The organism is Pseudomonas oryzihabitans (genome assembly GCF_006384975.1).
Classification (GTDB): domain Bacteria; phylum Pseudomonadota; class Gammaproteobacteria; order Pseudomonadales; family Pseudomonadaceae; genus Chryseomonas; species Chryseomonas psychrotolerans_B.
The window spans coordinates 892,391-913,349 of record NZ_CP021645.1 but is presented as its reverse complement, the minus strand read 5'-3'; the positions used below and the strand labels follow the sequence as shown (position 1 = coordinate 913,349).

The following is a 20,959-nucleotide window of genomic DNA, read 5'->3' as shown; positions in this document are numbered from 1 at the left end:
CGTAGCAAGCACAAGTTCTCAAAAAAAGACCAGCAAAATACTAATAATTAAATTTTAATTTGACTTTCGCCCCATCAGGCATGCCCTGACTTTCCAAAAAATATCAGATCTAAACCTCATGCCTTCAACAGCACTAGCGGCACGCAGATTACTCAAAGAATATTCGCCGCCCAAGAAAAAAGTCACGTTAGGAATAAGCCTTTTCCCGGTCAAAATCCTGCCATGTTTTTTTGCCATAAACGGGCAAGTGACGCCCCCGTCAAAACATCATAGTCAGAAAGAATCTCCTCAGCCCAGCCGTCGATACTATCAGCCAAGTGATCTAAAGAACCCGCTTCCGGGTCAAATATAAAACATTGTTTTCCTTAACACAAAACTGACCACCAAAAACATCTTCAGCAAAGAACAAGCAATTCGTCACCGCATCCTCATACCCATTGCGCCACAGCTGAGGATCATTCCACTCGTGCAATCCTATTTCTTCCTCAGTGGAGCTTGATGGAAAAACATGTAAAGCATTTTCTAAAGTATAAAACCCATTCCGTATAGTTAGCATCTCGAGTAACTGGTCAGCAAGTCGCCCGGCTAGAGATAGCATCTCATCATTAATTACAGGCACATTACCATTTAATGGAGAGCATGAATCTTCAACTAAACCACTGAGCTTGTATTTTTTTCTCACTATTCACCAACCTCAATTTTTACCCTGGAGCTATTAGATATATAAGTGAATGAACCAATTTGTAAGGGCCGCCGGGAAAGCCAGATCTCGATTTCACACCGATCCAACCAGTGTTCGAGTGGATTCTCTCATCTAGCTCAGAGTCCTTATTATGCCATCCAACGGAACCTATTCGCTTTAGAATTGACTCGAAGTCATCGCCAATCTCAAACCCAGCAGCTCTTTTAGTAGGAACCAGCTCTGCAATTAAGTCAGGAACGTAAAAAAACATTGACTTATTCCCAAGGCCTCCACCGATCAGCCTCATACCTTAATCTGTTCCCGCTAGTATCAAAATATTGCTGAACGCTAGTAATAGTGCCCGGCTTAAACCCGGAGGATGGATCAATAACTCTAATCTTTTCTTAGAAATTATTTTATTCTATTGGCACCCAATAGCCGCGAAAAGGGACTTGAGGAGCAACCAATCTCCATGTTTCACTTTCCACTATACATCTGAACCACTTTTCTTCAAACCCTGGCCCTGCATAGCTTTCCTGAACAGGAACCTGTTCTACCATCCCAGTGCCAACTTGATCAGCAATCCAGGCGACAAACCTCTCGTATTCCTGAGGCGACAAAAACTCATCTATGACTTCCCAATTACACTTATTCATTTACTTATCCACGAAGCATCAATTTTAAAATCTTTGGGAAATAGCACTTGACTACCACCAGCAACCAAGCCACGTTGCGGAGCAGCCACACCTTCAAAATATTTGACACCTGCAGGAACTTCAATTTTAACGACTTTTGTAGCGGTATTCCACCATTGGGGGTCCAAAGCACGGTCAATAATAGACTGGACTGGGCCCGCTGGTTTTGTCGCGGTCCAATAGCCGCCCAACTCCTGCGCCGCTCCACCATAGACTCGATACAGTGTGCTTGGCTGTTCAGTGACTACCTCAGAATACGTACCGCTGCGGAAGGTGTCCGCGATGCCCTTAGGTAGTGGGCCTTGATTCATAGGCCCATACCGAGCAATTACCTTACTTGTTGCTTTTGCACCGCCAAAACCCGTTTTATTGGCTTCACTGATCGCCTGCCCCAACGGCGTCTTGTCATAATACTTCGAAAGTTCCGCTTCGCCCGGCAGCTTACCGGCGTTCAGATCATTCAGCTTGCCGGACAGTTGCTCGATAGTAGCCAACTCACCCGCTACTTGGCTGCCAATCTTGAACTCAGCGGCGCCTACCTTCAGGGCGGCCACGATCATGCCCAGCTTGACCGCCTTGGCCACCGGACTCAGCACGTCCCAGACACTCGGTTCCAGCATTTCGCCGATGGTCGGGGTACCTCCAGCGACACTGGCCGCTGCACCTGCCAGTCGCTCCCGGTAGTCCAAGAGGTCGCCAACCTCGGCCCGTAAAGCGGCATCATTTAACAACTTGTCACGCAGCTGATCCCCTTGGCTTGCCACCTGCTGCTCCAAGTCCTGCCGCGCCAGGTCCGTGGCCTGAGAATTCAGTTCTTGTTTCAGGGCTACAGGGTCATTTTTCAGACGCTCAGCGTCTTGGCGCGCCTGCGCTTGCTCCCGCTCGTGCTGGCTTTCCAAGGCTTTGTGTGCAGAGTCGAGGATATTGTCCTGCCACTGCTGATTGCCAAACTGCACGCCAGGGTGTCGGCCATGAGCATAGTACCGACGGTCTCAGCGCAGGGCGTGTCGGAGCTTTTAAGACTGAACGAAAACGCCCCACCTTTAACCGCCCCAAAGCGGGTAACAAACGTTCCCTGGTATCAAGCTACGCGGTTATTGGATGTAACAGGACGAGGAAGAGGTCAACGAGCAGACACACATTCGAGTAATGCAGGGTTGCTTTGCACAAATCATCGAGTGGAAAAAAGCCTCAGCAGCGCCAAGGTTATTTTTACTCTTCACCAATCCAAGCTTTCTTAATTTAGCTTGCCAAGCTTAGCCAGCTGTCGCTAGGAAAAACCGTCATGAGACCAAAATCAGTAGGGTTCTCTCCTTGCAGCCTGCTCTGATAGTGGCTTTTACAATAAATTAATTATGTCATAACCTCAAACTGAGACGGTCTCAGTGCCACCTGTGCAGTGCTGGCACCTTTCTCATTGCAGAACTCAACCTCATAAGCCTCCTCAGGCCCCGAGAAGACGGCTACTATTACCCCGAGGCTTCCACTATAAACCCCCTCAGCAGGAATATCCTCTAATAGGCGCACGACTTCATTAACTTTTAAAGACATATAAATTACTTCACAAAAATTGTTGTCAGCTCTGGAGTGCTTGAGCCGGGCTTATAAATCCATCCACTCCTAACGACTCCGCTTCCATCCGGCCCCATAACAGGAATATCTACGGTAAAGCGAGCACCATATTGATCCACCTTTCCAGGAATTGGTGTATTGTTCATTACCCCCTCCTTAAGCTGCTTCATAAGCAGATCAGAATTGTCCTTCGTAAATCCGAGTGCCGATTCAAAAACACGTGCTTTGTTACCACCAACCGGATGATCTGGATTCAATGCGTAGTCTGTGAGCTTGCGTGGATCGATAACCGCACGATTGGCACCTATAAGTGAATGAGCTCCCTCGACAAGCTCTGGAACTCCTTTTGCACCTCCAAAACCCGTCTTATTGGCTTCACTAATCGCCTGCCCCAACGGCGTCTTGTCATAATACTTCGACAGCTCCGCTTCGCCTGGCAGCTTACCGGCGTTCAGGTCATTCAGCTTACCGGACAGTTGCTCGATAGTAGCCAGCTCGCCCGCTACTTGACTGCCAATCTTGAACTCAGCGGCGCCTCCCTTCAGGGCGGCCACGATCATGCTTAGCTTGACCGCCTTGCCGCCGGAGTCAGCACGTCCCAGACAGTCGGCTCGAGCATTTCGCCGATGAGCTTGGCTCCTCCGGCGACATTAGAGGCCGCACCTGCCAGTCGTTGCTGGTAGTCCAAGAGGCCGCCAACCTCAGCCCGTAGAGCGGCATCGTTAGCTAACTTGTCACGCAGTTGGTCGGCCTGGCTGGCCATCTGCAGCTCCAGGTCCTGCCGCGCCAGTTCGGCTGCCTGGACGTTTTGAAGCTGTTTGATCGAACGTGCTCAGATTGTTAGGGATCGACAGGGAGAATACTAAAAATAAAATGCTTGAAGCGGCACGACGCGCACCACTTCGAGTCAAGGGAATAAATCCACTTTAAACAGAAAAATTGAATCTTATACAGCAACAAATAATCGATATCACCGAAGCCTATTAAAGCTATATGTGTTATAGATGTAAAAGCCACCATAACCACACATAATCACGACACCACACTACCATCTTGAGGTTTCCGCCAAGCTGATAACAGCCACCCTGCGTAATCACACCAACTCAATAAAATTCAAAAACAAGAAGCCTTGCTATTATTCAACCGCTGTAAATATATGCTTTTCTATGCCTACCGGCGGGAATTGCCTAGGCAAAATTTTTGATAAAAAATCCCCACGAAGGAGACCCAATAAGAACTCGACACACCCTAAATTATAAATCTCCTCCTCTCCTTGATCGACACTATGAATACCAACCTTCCATGAGTCAGCTTCTCCGGAAACAACCCAAAAAAAAGTCTCTCCATTGTCCGTTACCGCCCAAGGTAAGAACGAACCTGGCAAAGGGTAATTTGGTCTTGGATAGTCCAACGGAAAATCCTGCTGCATCACAAGGTAAGCTTCTCGAAAATACCTGCTTTTTTCAAAATTTAAATTAGAATTTTTCGAGAAAGGACTAAGGATCCATACAAAATCATCAATCACCCCTCCACCATATACAGATATAAACCCCTTAAAGTCTTTAGGCAGACTGACTTGCCATGCGGACTCAAAATGAGACCAAGTCATATCATCAAAAAAGCGCTGCTCGCGCGTAGGAGGAAGGATACTGAACAAATCAGTAATCATATTTATCTAACTCCATTTATGTTTGGAATTGAAACATCGAGATTAAAACCTCCTGACCCACGAGCAGTCAATGTAACCCCCGTAGGTATCGGATCACTCCCTTTGTAAATCGGAATTGCTCTATAGCTAACGGTCTCTCCATTCTGAATAGCGGCCTTCACTTGACGCTCAAATGAACTCATATTGGGATGATTTGCGTTGCGCTGAAAAAGCGTCACCAGGTTTCTTGCGTCATCGCCGGCGCCCCCAAGTGAATTAGCGAGCAAATGCCCACGTGCATGATTAGCTCCCTGCCCCTCGAAGCCCGGTGGGCGAATTGCAGGGTTAGCACTGGAACCACCACCCAATGTTTCCGGCTTAAGTACTGCAGTTACCCCCGTAGGACGGCCAAGTGAGTCAAGATCACCAAGAATCACATTGCCAGGTGTAGTTTGATTCGGCCTAGCAAGTGTTGGATAGCCTTCTAGATTTGTTTTTGCCCCTCCAGAACCTGTCGCCCTTGCCTCACTGATCGCCTGCCCCAACGGCGTCTTGTCATAATACTTCGACAGTTCCGCCTCGCCTGGCAGCTTACCGGCGTTCAGGTCATTCAGCTTACCGGACAGTTGCTCGATAGTAGCCAACTCGCCCGCTACTTGACTGCCAATCTTGAACTCGGCGGCGCCTCCCTTCAGGGCGGCCACGATCATGCCCAGCTTGACCGCCTTGGCCGCCGGACTCAGCAGGTCCCAGACACTCGGCTCGAGCATTTCGCCGATGGCCTTGGCACCTCCGGCGACATTGGCGGCAGCACCTGACAGCCGCTCCCGGTAGTCCAAAAGGTCGCCAACCTCGGCCCGCAAAGCGGCATCGCTTGCCAACTTGTCACGCAGCTGGTCGGCCTGGCTGGCCATCTGCTGCTCAAGATCCTTCCGCGCCAGGTCCGTGGCCTGGGCATTCAGTTCCTGCTTCAGGGCGGCAGGGTCATTTTTCAGACGCTCAGCGTCTTGGCGGGCCTGCGCTTGCTCACGCTCACGCTGACTTTCTAGATCCTTGTATCCAGTCTCAATGATATTGTTAGTGATGGCGCAGGTAGTTATTCGCCATGGCATTGGCGGCTACCGTGGCAGCGGCCTGGACACCATCTGTTGACTTTATCGGAAGCGCTGAAGCCGGATTTTCTGCCAAGGTTGCATCAGTTGCAATTGAACAGTTTATGCAGTTATGAGTCGGCCCGGCCTCTGGAAAGCAGGGATTGACGCCTCTGATCGAACCAGCCGTTTCATTGACTGCACCTGCCGCTTTTGCACCATTTCTAAACGCATAATCAATGATTGGATTCGGAATTCGACTGAGAGAGTCCATTCATACAATTGAATCCCCAGCCTAGCATTCATCAGAAATGCCTTTACTCTTCATCCCAAAAATTTCCAGGAGGCGCATACTCCCCACCCCGTAAGACAGCGCACCAGCCGTAACTTCTATAAAACATGTCAAGATCAAGGATCTTGTAAGCGCCTTCATCAATTTTCTGCAATGTAATCAAACCATTAGCGAAATGCGTATATCGACCTCCCGCTCCTGCAACGGCTCTTAACTCCAGCTCTCTACGATCCCATTCTGATACCACCCCCGATGACTCAGGGACAGTATCCGAAAACGAAATTTCAAACTCTTTTGAAACCTTGCAAAAGCACGGTATTCGTTCCTGCCTGAGCAATTCATCCGTAATCATGTTTTTAGGAAAATCAATATTTAATCTCACTTAATTGCACTCCGAGGAACAACAACCTCACCTGAAAAATTTCTTTGAAAGGTACTGACGGGACTAAAGTATTGCGACCCATGCGGATCGCGAATAGCTACAACGGAGATTCCATTTCTAGTTGTAACCCCATCCACCACAACAAAATGGGAGAAGTCAGTGCCTCTCGTGTTGTCAACAATGCGGACAACCACCGGAGTTCCATCACCGGTGTACCTGGCCAAATCAGCAACATTTCTGCTTCCAAAGGCACTTGCAGGAACACCTTCAGAAGTCATCAGGTTTGCGACATCTCGAGCGTAAATCCCACCCTCAGAAGGCGCAATCCTTTGGATAAGAGATTCTATATCAACCTCCTTGCCCAACGTATCCAGAACCATACCGCAGGAGTTATGTCCGCAAGTAGGCGCGGGCCCTTGGTTCACGACCAGACGATCACCATTTCTCGGAATCGAATCATCAAGCAATGGATTTTTGGCAGGTGCGCCAGCAAGCTCCCCAGCAGTTGTCGTTCCTTTTGCACCACCAAAACCCGTCTTATTGGCTTCACTGATCGCCTGCCCCAACGGCGTCTTGTCATAATACTTCGACAGCTCCGCTTCGCCAGGCAACTTACCGGCGTTCAGGTCATTCAGCTTGCCGGACAGTTGCTCGATAGTGGCCAGATCGCCCGCCACTTGGCTGCCAATCTTGAACTCAGTGGCGCCTCCCTTCAGGGCGGCCACGATCATGCCCAGCTTGACTGCCTTAGCCGCCGGAGTCAGCAGATCCCAGACACTCGGCTCGAGCATTTCGCCGATGGCCTTGGCACCTCCGGCGACATTGGCGGCAGCACCTGCCAGTCGTTGCTGATAATCCAAGAGGTCGCCAACCTCTGCTCGTAGAGCGGCATCGTTTGCCAGCTTGTCACGAAGCTGGTCGGCCTGGCTGGCCATCTGCTGCTCAAGATCCTTCCGCGCCAGGTCCGTGGCCTGGGCATTCAGTTCCTGCTTCAGGGCGGCAGGGTCATTTTTCAGACGCTCAGCGTCTTGGCGAGCCTGCGCTTGCTCACGCTCACGCTGACTTTCTAGATCCTTGTATCCAGTCTCAATGATATTGTTAGAAACGGTATTCCTGTCTATTTGTTGTTGATTCGCAAACTGCTCATTAACCACTTGGTCGGCATAGCCGTGCAGTTGATCCATCGCCCGCTGGCCCGCCAGGATCTCTTGCTCGATCTGCTGACAGTCGCCCGTTTGCTGGCAATTCTTGGCACGCGCGCTGTTGGCATCGCTGATGGCCTGGTACTTGTCGCGGACGGCCTGGCAATCGCCCCGGGCTTCGCAGCCTTGCAGCTCCTTGGCCAGGTTCTCCACGTCTTGGTGGCGTAGGTAGTTATTCGCCGTGGCGTTGGCGGCTACCGTGGCAGCGGCCTGGATATCGCCATCGCTCAGGCTCGCGGCCAGTACACCCACCAACTGCGAAGCGGCCAGCAGATTGCTCATGCCGCGTTGATACTCTGGGCTACCTTTTTGGGTGCCCGGCGGCAGGAATTTATCGCCCAGCATCCCCACCATGGCTTCGCTGGCGCCGGCGGCCAAGGCGCCGCTACGGAAGTCACCGCCCATGGCTTCGGCCATCAAGCCACCCAGGGCAGCATGCAGCGCGATCTTAGAGAGGCTCCCGCTAGCGAGGCCTAGATCCCCGATTGCGTTCGCCGCATTGACGCCCGCGATACCGACGGCGGTTCCCAAGGCCGCCTGCTTGAGGTTGTCCTGGAAGCTGCCACCGTAAATGAGGGTGCGGGCCAGGGTGTCGGCCATGAGCTTGGTGCCGACCGCCTGGGCACTGGCCGTATCGAACTTGAGCTTGGTCGCGTCATAGCCGGCCATCTGCAGGATGCCCGCAGAGGCACCGGCCATGGCGTAGCTCTTGAGGCTGTCCGAGGACGTCACGTCCTTGAATACGGCGCCCAGGTTGCCACGGTTGTTGATGGTGCTGACGGCGGCGTTGGTCGCAGCGGTGGTAATGGCGGCCTGGGTGACGGTGCCGCCCATCAAACCGCCCGCCATGGGGCCGATGATGACGGCCATCGCGATGGCGATGATCATCTGCGAGGCCGGGCCAAGGCCGGAGTTGCTGTATTTGAAGCTGTCGTGGATCTCTTTGACCTGCCGCCAGTCCACGTCACCGCGTGCTTCGGCTTGTTTGATCCAGGCGAGGTTTGGATCGGCCTTGACCATGGCATCGATGGTCTGGCTTACCGTCTGGCCGTTGACTTCCTTGACGTCGATCTTCAGCCCTTCGACGGCTTGGATGCTGACCTTGCCCTCCGCGATGATCTGCGTCTGGCGCAGGGTTTCATCGGTTTGGCCCTTGCCTTTGGACGAAACCCAGAAAGCATTGTTATTGCTCTTCTCGTGACTCTCCTGGTGCAGATCCTTCACCGCCTCGAAGGTGATGCTGCCACCGCTGTCGAGGGTTAGGTCCTTGCCGCTTTGGAGCTTGGCGGCTTGGTAGGTCTGGTTGCCTTCGCTCTGCAGGGTAATGTCGCCGCCGGCCTTGATCTCGCTCCCGAGGTTGCGCACGTCGGTCACTTCGTCGCGCTTGGTCTTCTTCGCGCCGAAGCTGCCTTTCTTCTTCATGTCGTACAGCGAGTAGTCGCTGTCCTGGGCCGCCAGTAGGTTGAGGTCCTGGCCCGCGTAGAGATAGGCCTCGCCACCCGCCGCAACCTTGCTGGCCACCAGGGTCAGGTCGCCCTGTCTTGCCACCAGGCTGACGTTGCCGCCCGCAGTCAGGGTGGTGATCTGCTGGTCGACGTGGTCTTCCTGGCGGGTGGTCTTCTTGCTCTTGCTGTAGCTGTGGCTTTCGTTGGCAGCCACGCCCAGGGTCAGATTCTCCTGGGCAGCCAGACTGGCGTTGCGACCTGCGCTGAGGGTCGTAGCAACGGCGGTGAGATCACGTCCGGCACCAATGCCCAGGTCACGGCCTGCCGTAAGGCTGCCGGTCAGCTGGGTGATGCTGGAGCTGGTGTTGTTGGCACCGCTACTACGGCCCGTCTGCGTCTGGGCGTTTACCAGGTTGACGTCGCGCCCTGCGATCAGGGTGGCATTACCACCGGCGCTCAGCACACTGCCGACGTTGTTGATGTCACGCCCAGCAATGAGGCTGAGGTTGTTGCTGGCTTCGATACGGGCGGCGGTATCGGCGTAGTCTTCTCGCAGGGTTTGGCCTGCATAGTTTGCTGTATGGGTGGTAACAGTGCGTTCATTAAGGATGTCACCGCGGCTGGCCGTCAGGCTCACGTCGCGTCCACTGATGATGCCGCCCGCACGGTTGGTGATATCACCCAGAGTACTAGTCAGGCTCAGCCGATCACCGGACTGGATCAGGCCGCTGTTGACCAGGTTGCTGGTGGCGGTAGCCGTGAGGTTGTTGGTAGCTCTCAGGGTGCCGGCGTTGGTCAGCTCGTTGCCGGCGATCAGGGTGACGTCGCTGCCCTGGATGAGCGCACCGTTGGGCGCCAGGCGGTTGTTGGCGTTGGCCAGGTAGAGCACCGGGACCAGCACGTGCTCGCCATTGATCACCTGGTCTTCCATCCAGACGATGTCGTGGGTCAGGGCCGCCACCTGGGCGGCGGTCAGGCTCACGCCCACGCTGAGGCCCAGCGCCTGCTTGCTGGCGATGGCGTTGTCCATCAGGTACTTGAACTGGGCTTCGTCACTGGTCAGGCCGTCGATGAAGCGCTGCCCGGTGCGGGCGACGATGGCCTGCTGGACCAGGCGCTGTTCATAGAGGCCATCGCCCAGGCGTTTCCAGCTGGTGTCCGGGTTGTAGTTGAGGTTGCCCAGCAGGTAGTCCGAACTCATGAACTGCTTGAGGTCGGTCAGTGCCGGGTTGGTTTCCACCAGGTAGCGGTGTGGCAGGTCATGGCCCACGGTGGTGGGCAGGACTACGGAGACCTCGGGCGCCATGATGCCTTGGGCGGCGACGACCTTCTTGAGCGAACCCTCGGCAAGCGGGCTCCAACGTAGCTTGCTACCCCCGGTAGCCGGCTGGTTGGTGGTCGAATCGACAAGCTTTGACGCCTGCGCCAGGGTACCGAGCGCCATCTGATTGGCCAGGGGCGTGTCGGTGGGGGTACGAATCTGCAGCGACGCGACAGCCTCTGTCTGAGTACCGACCAAGGCCTTGGCAATATCTCCGATACGGCCCGCGGTGTAGGTCGCAATCTGAGTATTGACCTGATCGCCGACGGCGGCCTGGCTTTTGGCTAGCCACTGAGCCTGGCTGCCCGTATTGATGTCTGCCGCGCTGTTCTGTTGGCCGCTGAGGCGGAACAGGCCGTTTTGGCCGGTGGGCAACGAGAAACCAGGGAGCGTGGTGGGGTTGACTTGTTGTTGGGCTAGGTCTGGGGGTAGTTGGGAATTAAAGGTAACCGTCGTTTGAACCGCAACACCCGGAACCTGGGTATTTTGAGTACGATTACCCCCACGCTGTGCGCCTATGCCCTGCTGTACGAGGCCATTAGAAAGGTTTTGTGAGGCCTCGATACGGACACTGCCTCCGGCCTGCACTACCGCCATTGCGCTGGCGCCAGTGCTGGTAACGGTTTCTCGGGAATCTACTTGGGTATAGGTGGAAAATATGCCAGGCAGAGCCACCTGCCTAGAAGGTGAGTAGTCAGGATTCGACTCATTTAAAACCTGTTCATTTCTATTAAGAAATCGAGTTTCCGTACCGCCATCTCTCCCACCAAAACGAACAGTCTCTAAATAGCGGTGCTTCCTCTCGGCCATATACTTATTGTATTCATTAACAGCTCCACCCTCTCCGATCAAAGAATAAAAAACATCTTTACTTTCGGAATCATTTGGGTTGCGGTACTGTAAAAATCTTTCCACTACCGAGTCCGCAGCACCAGTGTTCTCGAAGTTACCCGTCCGGATGTCGATATCGCGAGAAGCACTGATAACACTATATCTATTACTGAAGTTATTACTATCAGCCTGGAGACTTCCCCCAGAAAGCAAAGAGGCGCTCCGCGAGTCAGCACTAATAACCCTTTTCAATTTTTGAGTGACATAATAATACAGGTCGTAGTACCTACCTTTACAGTTAAGGCACTCGTAGGCTATGTCGCCAGAAAGGAATTGCTCATTATAATTTAGAATATCTTTACGATTGATTATCTCATCCACGCGAAGTGTCATATCGCCTGCGCTTTCCATCGTCGCGGATATATTTTCGAAGCGGCTGGCACGCTGAGTAGCTGAGCTATCACGAGCGACTAGTAGACGACCCAGGCTATACACATCGGCATAGCGGTTGGTGAAGTCATTCACCCCGAATGCCATATTGCCGCCACTGAAGATCAGGCTGCTGTTCTGATTAGTCAGGCTAGGGGTACTGATTGCCAGGTTGCCTGCCGCGCCCAGGGTGCCCCGGTTGTCGACTTGCCCAGCATTGAGGGTGAAATTACCCGCCGAGGTGATCCGCGCCTGGTTGCGTAGCAGGCCGCCGATGTTGAAGGTGGTGGTGCCGCTGCCAGCCGTCAGGCGGGCGTTGGGATTGTCCAGCAGTAGCTGCCCGGCGTTCAGGGTGAAGTCGTAGCCACTGCTCAGGCGCCCTACGCCCTGGTAGGTGCCGCCCAGAGCGAGGCTGAAATTGCCACCGGCGGAGATGAGGCCGTCGTTGGTCCAGTTGCCGCCGTTGCCGTTGAAGCTATTGCTGGCCAGCAGTTGGCCGCTGCCGGTCTGAGTCAGGTTGTCGACGTTGACCACCAGGTTGGCCACCTGCAACGTGCTGCTGTTGGTCCAGCTGCTGCCGCTCAGGGTCAGGGTACCGTTGCTGGTCACGCTACCGCCGGCGTTCTGCAGCAGGGGCAGGCCCAGGCCGAAGGTACCGGTGCCCACATGCAGCAGGGTGCCGTTGGTGTTGGTCAGGCCGCCGAGGTTGAGTTGCAGGTTCTGGTTGGCGCTTTCCAGCCGGCCATTGGTGTTGTCCAGGGTGCCGCCGAGGTTGAGTAGCGTGGTACCGCCACTACCCAGGGCACGCAGTCGACCATTGGTGTTGTCCAGGCTGGCCGCGGCCAGGCTCAGGGTGCTGTTGCTTTCGATGATGCCCAGGCGGTTATTGAGGGCGCCGCTCAGGCTGAAATCGATCTGGTTGCCGAAGACCTGGCCGTCGTTGTCGCCGCTGTTGTCGAAGCTGCCCCCACGGACGCGCACCAGGCCCTTGCCGTAGAGGCTGCCGTTGCGGTTATCGACACTGCTGGCCTGGATCAGGGCATCGCCGCCCAGGGCCGAGAGTTTGCCGTTGTAGTTGCTCAGGGTGCCGGCGCTGAGATCCAGGCGCTGCGCCTGGATGGTGCCTCCGGTCTGGCCCTGGCCGCCGTTGGCCAGGAGTCCGCTGATGCCGGCGGTGAAGGCGCCCTGAAGGCTGGCCAGGATGCCGCCGCGGTTGTCCAGGCTGCCCGCGGTGATGCTGAGGTCGCCGTTCTGGGCCAGCAGCTTGCCGCCCGCGTTGCCGACCGTGCCGGAGCCGGTGGCAACGGTCAGGCCGGTGGCGCTTTGCAGGGTGCCACCGCTGTTGTCGAGGGCACTGGCGGTGACGCTCAGGGCTCCGCCCTGGCTGGCCAGCAGGCCATCGCCGCCATTGCTCACCTGGCCGCTGGCGGTGAGTCTCAGGCCGCTCTGGCCGGCCAGGGTGCCGCCAGCGCTATTGTCCAGGCCACCGACCAAGAGGGTCAGCAGGCCACCGCTGTTGAGTCGGCCCTTCCTATTCGCGACCTGAGTCGCCCGTTTGAGCAGCAGGTCACCCTGGGCCAGCACGGCCCCGCCGCTGTTGGTGAGGGCGCCGAGCAGGTCGAGGGTGACAGCGGCTTGGCCGCTGAGGGTGCCACCGCTGTTGTCCAGGTTGTCCGCACTGACGCTCAACGCCTGCTGGGCCTGGGTGGTGCCGCCGTTGGCGTACTGGCCGGCATTGACGGTGAGCGTTCCCTTGGCGTCGATCAGGCCCTGGCTACCGTTCTGCAGCGTGCCGGTCACGGTCAGGGTCTGGGCACCGCCGCTGGAGAGGACACCGCCGGTGTTGTTGAGGTTGGCGGCGGTCACCGTGAGAGCGCCCTGGGTGGCCAGAGCGCCGTTGTCGCCATTGTCCAGGGTGCCGGTGAGCGTGGCGGTCACGTCGCCGGCCTTGCTGGACAGGGTGCCGCTCTGGCGGTTGCTCAGGTTGCTGCCGATGACGGTGAGGCCCTGCCAGCCGGAGAGCAGACCGCCATCGTTGGTGATCTGGCCGGCCTGGACCTTGAGCAGGCCCTGGCTGATGAGCTTGCCTTTGCTGTTATCCAACGCCTGGGCGATGAGGTCGAAAGACTGGGCGCTGCTGATCTCGCCACTGGTATTGGTGACCTGGTTAAGGTGGGCAAAGCTGAGCACGCCGGTGGTGGTGATCAGGCCCCCCGTATTGTCGAGGTTGCCGGTCCCGCCGCTACGCCCCAGGTCTAGGGCCAGGGCACCCTCACCGATCAGACGGCCACCCTGTTGCTTGAGTTCACCCAAGGTCAGTTGCAGGTCACCCTTGGCCGAGACTTCGCCGCCATTGCTGGAGTCCAGGTGGTCGGCGGTGAGGGTCAGCTTGGCCTGGCTGTTGATCAGGCCCTTAGCCGTGTTGTCCAGTTGGCCAGTGGTGACCGCCGCTGCGCCCTTGGCCAGCAGGCTGCCACCGCTGTTAGTCAGGCTGTTGGCCGTGACGTCGAGGGTGGTGGCCGCGCTGAAGAGGCCATCGGCGCTATTGTCCAGCAGCCCGGTAGTGGTCACGCTCAGGGCGCCGCGGCTGACCAGGGTGCCACCCGCGTTGGCCAGGCTGGCGGCCTGGAGGTCGAGGCCGGCCGCAGACAGGGTGCCCTTGGCATTGGCCAAGGCGCGGGCGATGCGTAGGGTCAGGTTGGCGTTGCTGACCAGCTTGCCGCCACTGTTGTCCAGGCTGGTCGCGGCCAGGGTGAAGGCTTGGCCGCTGCTCAGTTCACCGGCGTTGCGAACCGTGCCGAGGTTGTTCAGGAGCAGTGCGCCAGGGGCCGTGATCAGGCCGCCGCTGGCGTTGGTCAGGGTGCCATTCTGCAGGTCCAGCGTCAGGCCGGCCTGGCTGAACAGTGCGCCGCTGTTGGTCAGGTTGGCAGTGCTGACCTGCAGGTCCTTGGCGCTGGCCAGACGACCGGCGTTGGTCAGGCTGCCGGCGGTCACCGTGACGGTATCACTGCCGATCAGGCGGCCGTTCTCGGCGTTGCTCAGCGCTCCGGTGGTGGTCAGGCTCACGGCGCCCTTGGCGCTAAGGGTACCGGTGCCGTTGTCCAGGCTGGCACTGCTGAGGGTCAGGCCGCCATCGGTGACCAGTTGGCCGCCGTCGTTCTGCACCGCGCCGCTGGTGACGGTCAAGGTCTGTTGGCCGGCGCTGGAGATCACGCCCTGACGGTTGTCCAGGTTGGCCGCGGTGATCCCCAGGGTACCTTCGCTGAGGAGTTGCCCCTGGCCATTGCTCAAGCCATCGCTCAGCGCCAGTTGCAGGCCCTTGGCCGCGGAGATCAGGCCAGCGGTATTGTCCAGGCGCAGGGCGCTGATCGTCAGGCGATCGCCACCCACCAGGCGGCCCTTCTGGCTGTTGGCCAGGACGCCAGTGGTGAGACTCATGGCGCCCTTGGCACTGAGGGTGCCCGCGACGTTATCAAGGCTGGCGCTATTCAGGCTCAGGCCGCCATCGGCAACCAATTGCCCGCCCCCGTTCTGCACGGTGCCGCCGGTCACGGTGAGGGCCTGCTGACCAGCACTGGAGACCAGGCCGTGGCGGTTGTCCAGGTTAGCGGCAGCAACGCCGAGGGCACCGTCGCTGAGCAGTTGGCCCTGGCCATTGAGCAGGTCACCTGCCAGCTTCACACTCAAGTCTTGGTGGCTAGTGAGCACCCCGGCGCTGTTATCCAGGCTGGCCGCCTCGACATCCAACCCCGTCGCGGATAGCGCCCCCTTGGCATTGGTCAGGGCACGGGCGATACGCAGGGTCAGGCTGGCGTTGCTGATCAGCTTGCCGCCGCTGTTGTTCAGGCTGGTCGCGGCCAGGGTAAAGGCTTGGCCACTGCTCAGTTCACCGGCGTTGCGCACCGTATTAAGGTTCTTGAGCAGCAGCGCACCCGGTGCGGTGATCAGGCCGCCGCTGGCGTTGGTCAGGCTGCCGTTTTTGAGGTCCAGGGTTAGGCCGGCCTGGCTGAACAGTTCGCCGCTGTTGGTCAGGCTAGCGGTGGTGACCGAGAGATCCTTGGCACTGGTCAGGCGACCGGCGTTAGTGAGACTGCCGGCATTGAGTCTGAAGGTGTCACTGCCGATCAGGCGACCGGTCTGGGCGTTGCTCAGCGCTCCGGTGGTGGTCAGGCTGACGGCGCCCTTGGCACTCAGGGTGCCGGCACCGTTGTCCAGGCTGGTGCTGCTGAGGGTCAGGCCGCCATCGGTGACCAGTTGGCCGCCGTCGTTTTGCACGGCGCCGTCGGTGAAGGTCAGGGTCTGCTGACCGGCGCTGGAGATCACGCCCTGGCGGTTGTCCAGATTGGCCGCGGTAACGCCCAGCGCACCGTCGCTGAGCAGTTGACCCTGGCCGTTGAGCAGGTCACCCGCCAGCATCACCTTCAGGTCTTGATGGCTGGTGAGCATACCGGCGCTGTTGTCGAGACTGGCTGCCTCGATGTCCAGGCCAGCAGCGGACAGGACGCCCTTGGCATTGGCCAGGGCACGGGCGATGCGCAAGGTCAGGCTGGCGTTGCTGATCAGCTTGCCGCCGCTGTTGTCCAGGCTGGCCGCCACCAGGGTGAAGGCCTGGCCGCTACTCAATTCACCAGCATTGCGAACATCACCCAGGTTCTTCAGTACCAGGGCGCCGGGGGCGGTGATCAGGGCGCCGCTGGCGTTGCTCAGGCTGCCGTGCTGCAGGTCCAGGGTCAGGCCGGCCTGGCTGAACAATTCACCGCTGTTGGTCAGGCTGGCGGTGGTGACCTGTAGATCCTTGGCACTGGCCAGGCGACCGGCATTAGCGAGGCTGCCGGCGGTGACGCTGAAGGTATCGCTGCCGATCAGGCGACCGGTCTGGGCGTTGCTGAGCGCCCCGGTGGTGGTCAGGCTCACGGCACCCTTGGCACTCAGGGTGCCGCTGCCGTTGGTCAGGCTGGCGCTGCTGAGGGTCAGGCCGCTGTTAGTAACCAGCTGACCGCCGTCGTTCTGCACCGCGCCGCCGGTGACGGTCAGGGTCTGCTGGCCGACGCTGGACACCAGGCCTTGGCGATTGTCCAGGCTGGCGGCCGTGAGGTTCAGGGCGGCTTGGCCGACGAGACGACCCTGGGTATTACCCAGGTCTCCGGTCGTCACGGCCAGGGCACCCTGGGCGCTGAGGAGGCCCCCGAGGTTATTCAGGCTGGCGCTACCGAGCGTCAGGCCGCCCTGGGCGAGGAGCTTACCCGCGGCATTGTTCAGCGCGCCGCTCAGGGTCGCCTGGAGGCCAGCGCCTGCGTTCAACACACCGCCAGCGCCGTTGGCCAGGGTCTGGCCGCTCAGGCGCAAGCCTTGCTTGGCCGACAGCAAGCCACTACCGCTGTTATCGAGGGTGGTGATGCTGGCCGTCAGATCGCTCCCAGCGATGACCTTGCCGCCGCTATTGAGCAGGCTCTGCCCGGTGAGGCTGACGCTGCCGCTCTGGCTGGACACTTCGCCGCCGCGGTTGTCGACTGCGGTTACCCGCAACTCGACGCCGTTCTGGCCACCGACCAGGCTGTTGCCCGTGTTGCCCAGCCGGTCGGCGATGAGGCTGAGTTGGCCCTGGCTGATGAACTGGCCATTGAGCTGGTCGAGACTACCCAGGGTGGCAGTCAGGTTGCCCTGGCTGCCGAGTTGGCCACTGTCGTTATTGACCTGATTACCGCTCAGGCTCAGGGCCGCCGCGCTGGTGAGCACGCCCTGGGCATTGAGCAGTTGGCCGAAGCTCAGGGTGGTGTTGCCGGCGCCCTGGAGGGTGCCCTGCTGGCGGTTGTCCAGGGCGCCGCTGAGGCGTGCCTGGAGGTCGCCATGGCTGACCAGGGTGCCGCTACGGTTGTCCAGGGTATTCAGAGTTAGGTCCAGGCCCGAGGTACCGATGAGCTTGCCCTGGCGGTTGTCGAGGCCCTGGCCTTGCAGCGTCAGGCGCGCCTGACTGGAAATCTCGCCCTTGCCATTGCTGGTCTGGCCAAGGGTCGCGGTGAGCGCGCCCGCGCTGGTCACGAGGCCTTGGGTGTTATCGAGGGTGGTGGCCTGTACCGCCAGGCTGCCCTGGCTCTGGATACGGCCCTGGGCGTTGCCGAGGGTGCTGGCCTGGAGTTGCGCCTGGCTGACGGCGCTCAGGGTGGCGCCAGTGTTGTCGAGGCCGCCGCCGGTGGTGGCACTGAGATTGCGGCTGGCGATCACCGAGCCCCGGTTGGTGATCCCGGCGCCTTGCAGGCTGACATCGCCCGTGGCATTGCGGCTGTTGTCGGGATTTATCCCGGCTTCGATGACACCCGCATTGGTGAGTTGCCCGGCAGCGTTGAGGGTGATGGCGTTACGGGCCGCTACGCTCTGGTGGATGGTGAGATTGCCCCCGCTCCGAGCGTTGACGCGACCCCCGGCATAGACCGGGCCCTGGGCGTCGACGCCTTGCCCCTTCAAGGCGATGTTGCCGCTGGCGGCGGCCTGGGCCAGGGTCAGCTGGCCGTTGGCATCGAGCTGGATATCCCCGGCACTGGCCGCCAGGTTGCCGGCCAGTTTCACCCCTACGCCAGCCTCGGTACCGACCAGGCGGATGGTGTTGGCGTACATGCCACCCAGGGCGGAGGAGTCGATGGCCAGTTGCGGGGCGTCGCCAGGGCTGGCGGGGCGCGGAGTAGCCGCAAGGCTATCGGCGGCGACGTCGTTGCGGCCGGCGACGATGTTGAGCTGGCGAGCATGCAGCTCGGCATTGATCTTGGCCGAGCGGGTGACGATATCGAACTGGTCGACGTTGTCGGCGTTGAGGCCATTGCCTTCGATGGTGACGCTGCCGCCATCGACCTGGAAACGATCCAGGCGATTGCCGTCGAGGATCGGCTTGCCGGTGGTGAGGGTCACCCGCGGCGTATTGATGAAGCCGCAGCCGTTGCAGGTCACGCCATAGGGGTTGGCGACGATGACCCGCGCCGCCTGGCCGGCGACCTCGGTATAGCCCCTGAGCTGGCTGGGGCTGCCGCCCACCACCTCGTTGAGGATGACGCCGGCCGCCCGGCCCTGGAGGTTGGGGTTGCCGACGATGATGCCGCCCAGTTGAGTATTGCCGGTGCGGTCGGTGACGTTGTTGAGGATGACCCCGCGGCTGTCGACGTTGTAGTCCTGGAACTGGTTGTGCGACAGGCCGTTGGCCCCGGGCGTGGCGATGTTGACGATGGGGACGCCATTACCCGCCTGATCGAGCCGGGCGCCATTGCCGTTGCTGACCACGATGCCCTCGGCCTGGGCCCAGATCGGCTGCCAGAACAGGGCATTGACCAGCAGCAGGGCCAAGGCGCGCTTGGAAATGCCGCAGAAGGTGTCACGCGGCTTGAGTTCGGCGCTGGGTTGGGCGGCGAGAAAGTCGAATTGGCGGACGTCCATGTCAGCTCCTCAGGTAGTGCGGTGTAGCGAAACGGGTGATTTACAGAAACAGGTCGACGCTGAAATAGAGCGGGTGCTCGCGCTCGGGCAGCGCCGCGGGGCGCTCAAGCGACTGGGCGAAGGTCAGGCTGGCGGACAGGTAGCGACCGCGGGCGAACAGTTCCAAGGAATCGCTGGACAGCCGGCCATGCATCTCGGGGTTGTAGCGACCGTGATGAATGACGCCCTGGTCATAGCCCAGGCCGATGCCGTACTGGCTGAACAGCGGTTGCAACCAGCCCCAGGTCACCGCCCGCGTCCAGCGCAGGTCGTTGCGCCAGTAGCCGCCGGTGTCGCCCGACAGCGACTGATCCTTGAAGCCCCGTATCGAGGCCAGGCCGCCCAGGCTCATCCGTTGCGGGCTGTAGAGCACGTCGTCGCTGTATTGGCCGGTCGCCAGGCTGCTGAAGCTGAGGTTCTCGCCGAGCAGCTGGAAGTTCTGCAGATAGCTCAGGGTGCCCGTGTACTTGCGGTAGCGGGCGGTGGGCTGGCCGGGGCCGGAGGTGGGATCGCTCTGGGCGCCGAAGATCCCGACGCCGCGCTGCCAGCCCAGATCCAGGTTGACGAAGGCGCTGCCGAAGCGGCGACCGTGGTTGAAGCCCAGTTGCAGCTCGCTGATGCGATTGCTGCTCAGCCCGAGGCGACTGTCCTCGATGTAGTTATTGGTGCTCAGCAGCGACAGCCCCGAGTTGAGCGCTGTCTTGCTCACCGCGTCGCGATGCACCACCCGCTCAGCCTTGAATTGCTGGTTCTGGCTGTCGCCGCTCTGCTGGAAGGCGAAGCCGTTGGCCTTGGCCTGGGAGCGGTAGTCGTTGCGGCTGTAGCTGTAGTTGAAGGTCCACCAGCCCCACGGCAGGCTGTAGCCAAGGTAGCCGTTGCGTGACAGCTGGTTACTATCGCTCACCCCATCGTGACCGCCCCGCAGCACCAGCTGATCGGCCAGGCCCAGCGGGTCGTCCCATTCCAGGCCCAGACCCCACTGCTGCTCGCCGGTGCTGCGCTGGCCGTTGTTGTTGCGCGACAGGGAGGTGCGCCAGGGCTTGCTCGGGGTGTTCTTGACCGCGACATCGCTGCCACCGACCGCCTTGCCCGGTACCAGGTCCATCTGCACCTGGTTGGAAGGCAAGCGATTGAGCTGGTCGACCATCTGCTCCAGCTCGCGCAGGTTGAGCAACTCGCCCGGCGCGCCGGGAAAGGTCTGCATCAGCTCGCGGGGCGTCAAGCCACTGCCCGCCGCGGGCTTGAGGCTTTCCAGCTTGCCCTCCACCACCAGGATGGTAAGGGTGCCCTTGGCGAGATCCTGCTGTGGCAGATAGGCCCGACTGGTGACGTAGCCATGCCCTATGTAGTGATCGGTGATGGTCTTGAGCAGGGCGTTGAGCTGGTTCACACCCAGGCATTGGCCGACGTAGGGCTGTGTCAGGGTCGCCTGGTCCTGAGCGGAGAGATGCTCGGCGCCCTTGAGCTCAATGTGCTGGATGGTGAAGCAGCGCCCTGCTTCGCTGGGTGGCGGTGGCGCCGGTTGGGCGGCCGGCCCTGGCAGCTCCTGAAGATCCTGCAGGCGCTTTTGCTGCTCTTGGAGCAGACGCTCCTGCCGATTGCGGATCAGGTCGGTATCTCCGGGATTGGTGGGGACCACCTGGGCATAGGCGTTCGACAGCAAAAAAAGACAAGCCAAGGCAACACCTTGGCGAAGGAGAACGAACATGGCTCTATCCCTGGAAAGTACTGACTTCCGTGTGGCACCACCCTAGCCCTGGCAACCCAGGCTCGATTTGATAAATTAATCACAAAGGTGTAGTGGCATTGTGATATCAACCGATAAATGGGGGGACTTTACCGGTAAACGGCAGTAGCGGGACTGCTATCTTAAGTGTCGGCCTATCTATACCAAAGTGCTCTGGCGCAGCA

General features: G+C 58.9%; 10 protein-coding genes and 1 pseudogene. All 11 read right to left on the bottom strand.

The window, feature by feature from the left end:
* Positions 1-322: 322 nt before the first annotated feature.
* The 11 genes and pseudogenes from CCZ28_RS03960 to CCZ28_RS03910 all read right to left on the bottom strand — a co-directional run bounded on the left by CCZ28_RS03960 (position 323) and on the right by CCZ28_RS03910 (position 20,756).
* Positions 323-682 (bottom strand): hypothetical protein, encoded by a 360-nt coding sequence (locus tag CCZ28_RS03960; protein WP_140216091.1) that lies wholly within the window; start codon positions 680-682, stop codon positions 323-325.
* Positions 683-1,098: 416 nt separating this feature from the next.
* Positions 1,099-1,338: a hypothetical protein gene (locus CCZ28_RS24375; RefSeq protein ID WP_167509204.1), complete on the bottom strand. Its 240-nt coding sequence runs from the start codon at positions 1,336-1,338 to the stop codon at positions 1,099-1,101.
* Positions 1,335-2,333 (bottom strand): hypothetical protein, encoded by a 999-nt coding sequence (locus CCZ28_RS03955; RefSeq protein WP_140216089.1) that lies wholly within the window; start codon positions 2,331-2,333, stop codon positions 1,335-1,337. Before CCZ28_RS03955 ends, CCZ28_RS24375 begins: the two co-directional genes overlap by 4 nt.
* Positions 2,334-2,730: 397 nt before the next feature.
* Positions 2,731-2,928, bottom strand: a complete 198-nt coding sequence (locus CCZ28_RS24905) for a DUF4926 domain-containing protein (protein WP_140216087.1) — start codon at positions 2,926-2,928, stop codon at positions 2,731-2,733.
* 5 nt (positions 2,929-2,933) lie between these two features.
* On the bottom strand, positions 2,934-3,509 hold the full coding sequence (locus tag CCZ28_RS03945; RefSeq protein ID WP_140216085.1) for a DUF6883 domain-containing protein: 576 nt from the start codon (positions 3,507-3,509) through the stop codon (positions 2,934-2,936).
* 2 nt (positions 3,510-3,511) lie between these two features.
* The gene (locus CCZ28_RS03940) at positions 3,512-3,712 is read right to left on the bottom strand and encodes a hypothetical protein (RefSeq protein ID WP_140216083.1); all 201 of its coding nucleotides are present in this window, start codon (positions 3,710-3,712) and stop codon (positions 3,512-3,514) included.
* 372 nt (positions 3,713-4,084) lie between these two features.
* Positions 4,085-4,618 (bottom strand): SMI1/KNR4 family protein, encoded by a 534-nt coding sequence (locus CCZ28_RS03935; RefSeq protein WP_140216081.1) that lies wholly within the window; start codon positions 4,616-4,618, stop codon positions 4,085-4,087.
* Positions 4,619-4,620: 2 nt separating this feature from the next.
* The gene (locus CCZ28_RS03930) at positions 4,621-5,709 is read right to left on the bottom strand and encodes a DNA/RNA non-specific endonuclease (RefSeq protein WP_140216079.1); all 1,089 of its coding nucleotides are present in this window, start codon (positions 5,707-5,709) and stop codon (positions 4,621-4,623) included.
* Positions 5,710-6,005: 296 nt separating this feature from the next.
* Positions 6,006-6,362: a hypothetical protein gene (locus CCZ28_RS03920; RefSeq protein ID WP_167509203.1), complete on the bottom strand. Its 357-nt coding sequence runs from the start codon at positions 6,360-6,362 to the stop codon at positions 6,006-6,008.
* Positions 6,363-6,388: 26 nt separating this feature from the next.
* Positions 6,389-19,009: pseudogene (locus tag CCZ28_RS03915) on the bottom strand (two-partner secretion domain-containing protein); the annotation flags it as partial.
* 40 nt (positions 19,010-19,049) lie between these two features.
* Positions 19,050-20,756, bottom strand: a complete 1,707-nt coding sequence (locus CCZ28_RS03910) for a ShlB/FhaC/HecB family hemolysin secretion/activation protein (protein WP_140216075.1) — start codon at positions 20,754-20,756, stop codon at positions 19,050-19,052.
* Between the last annotated feature and the right edge of the window lie 203 nt (positions 20,757-20,959).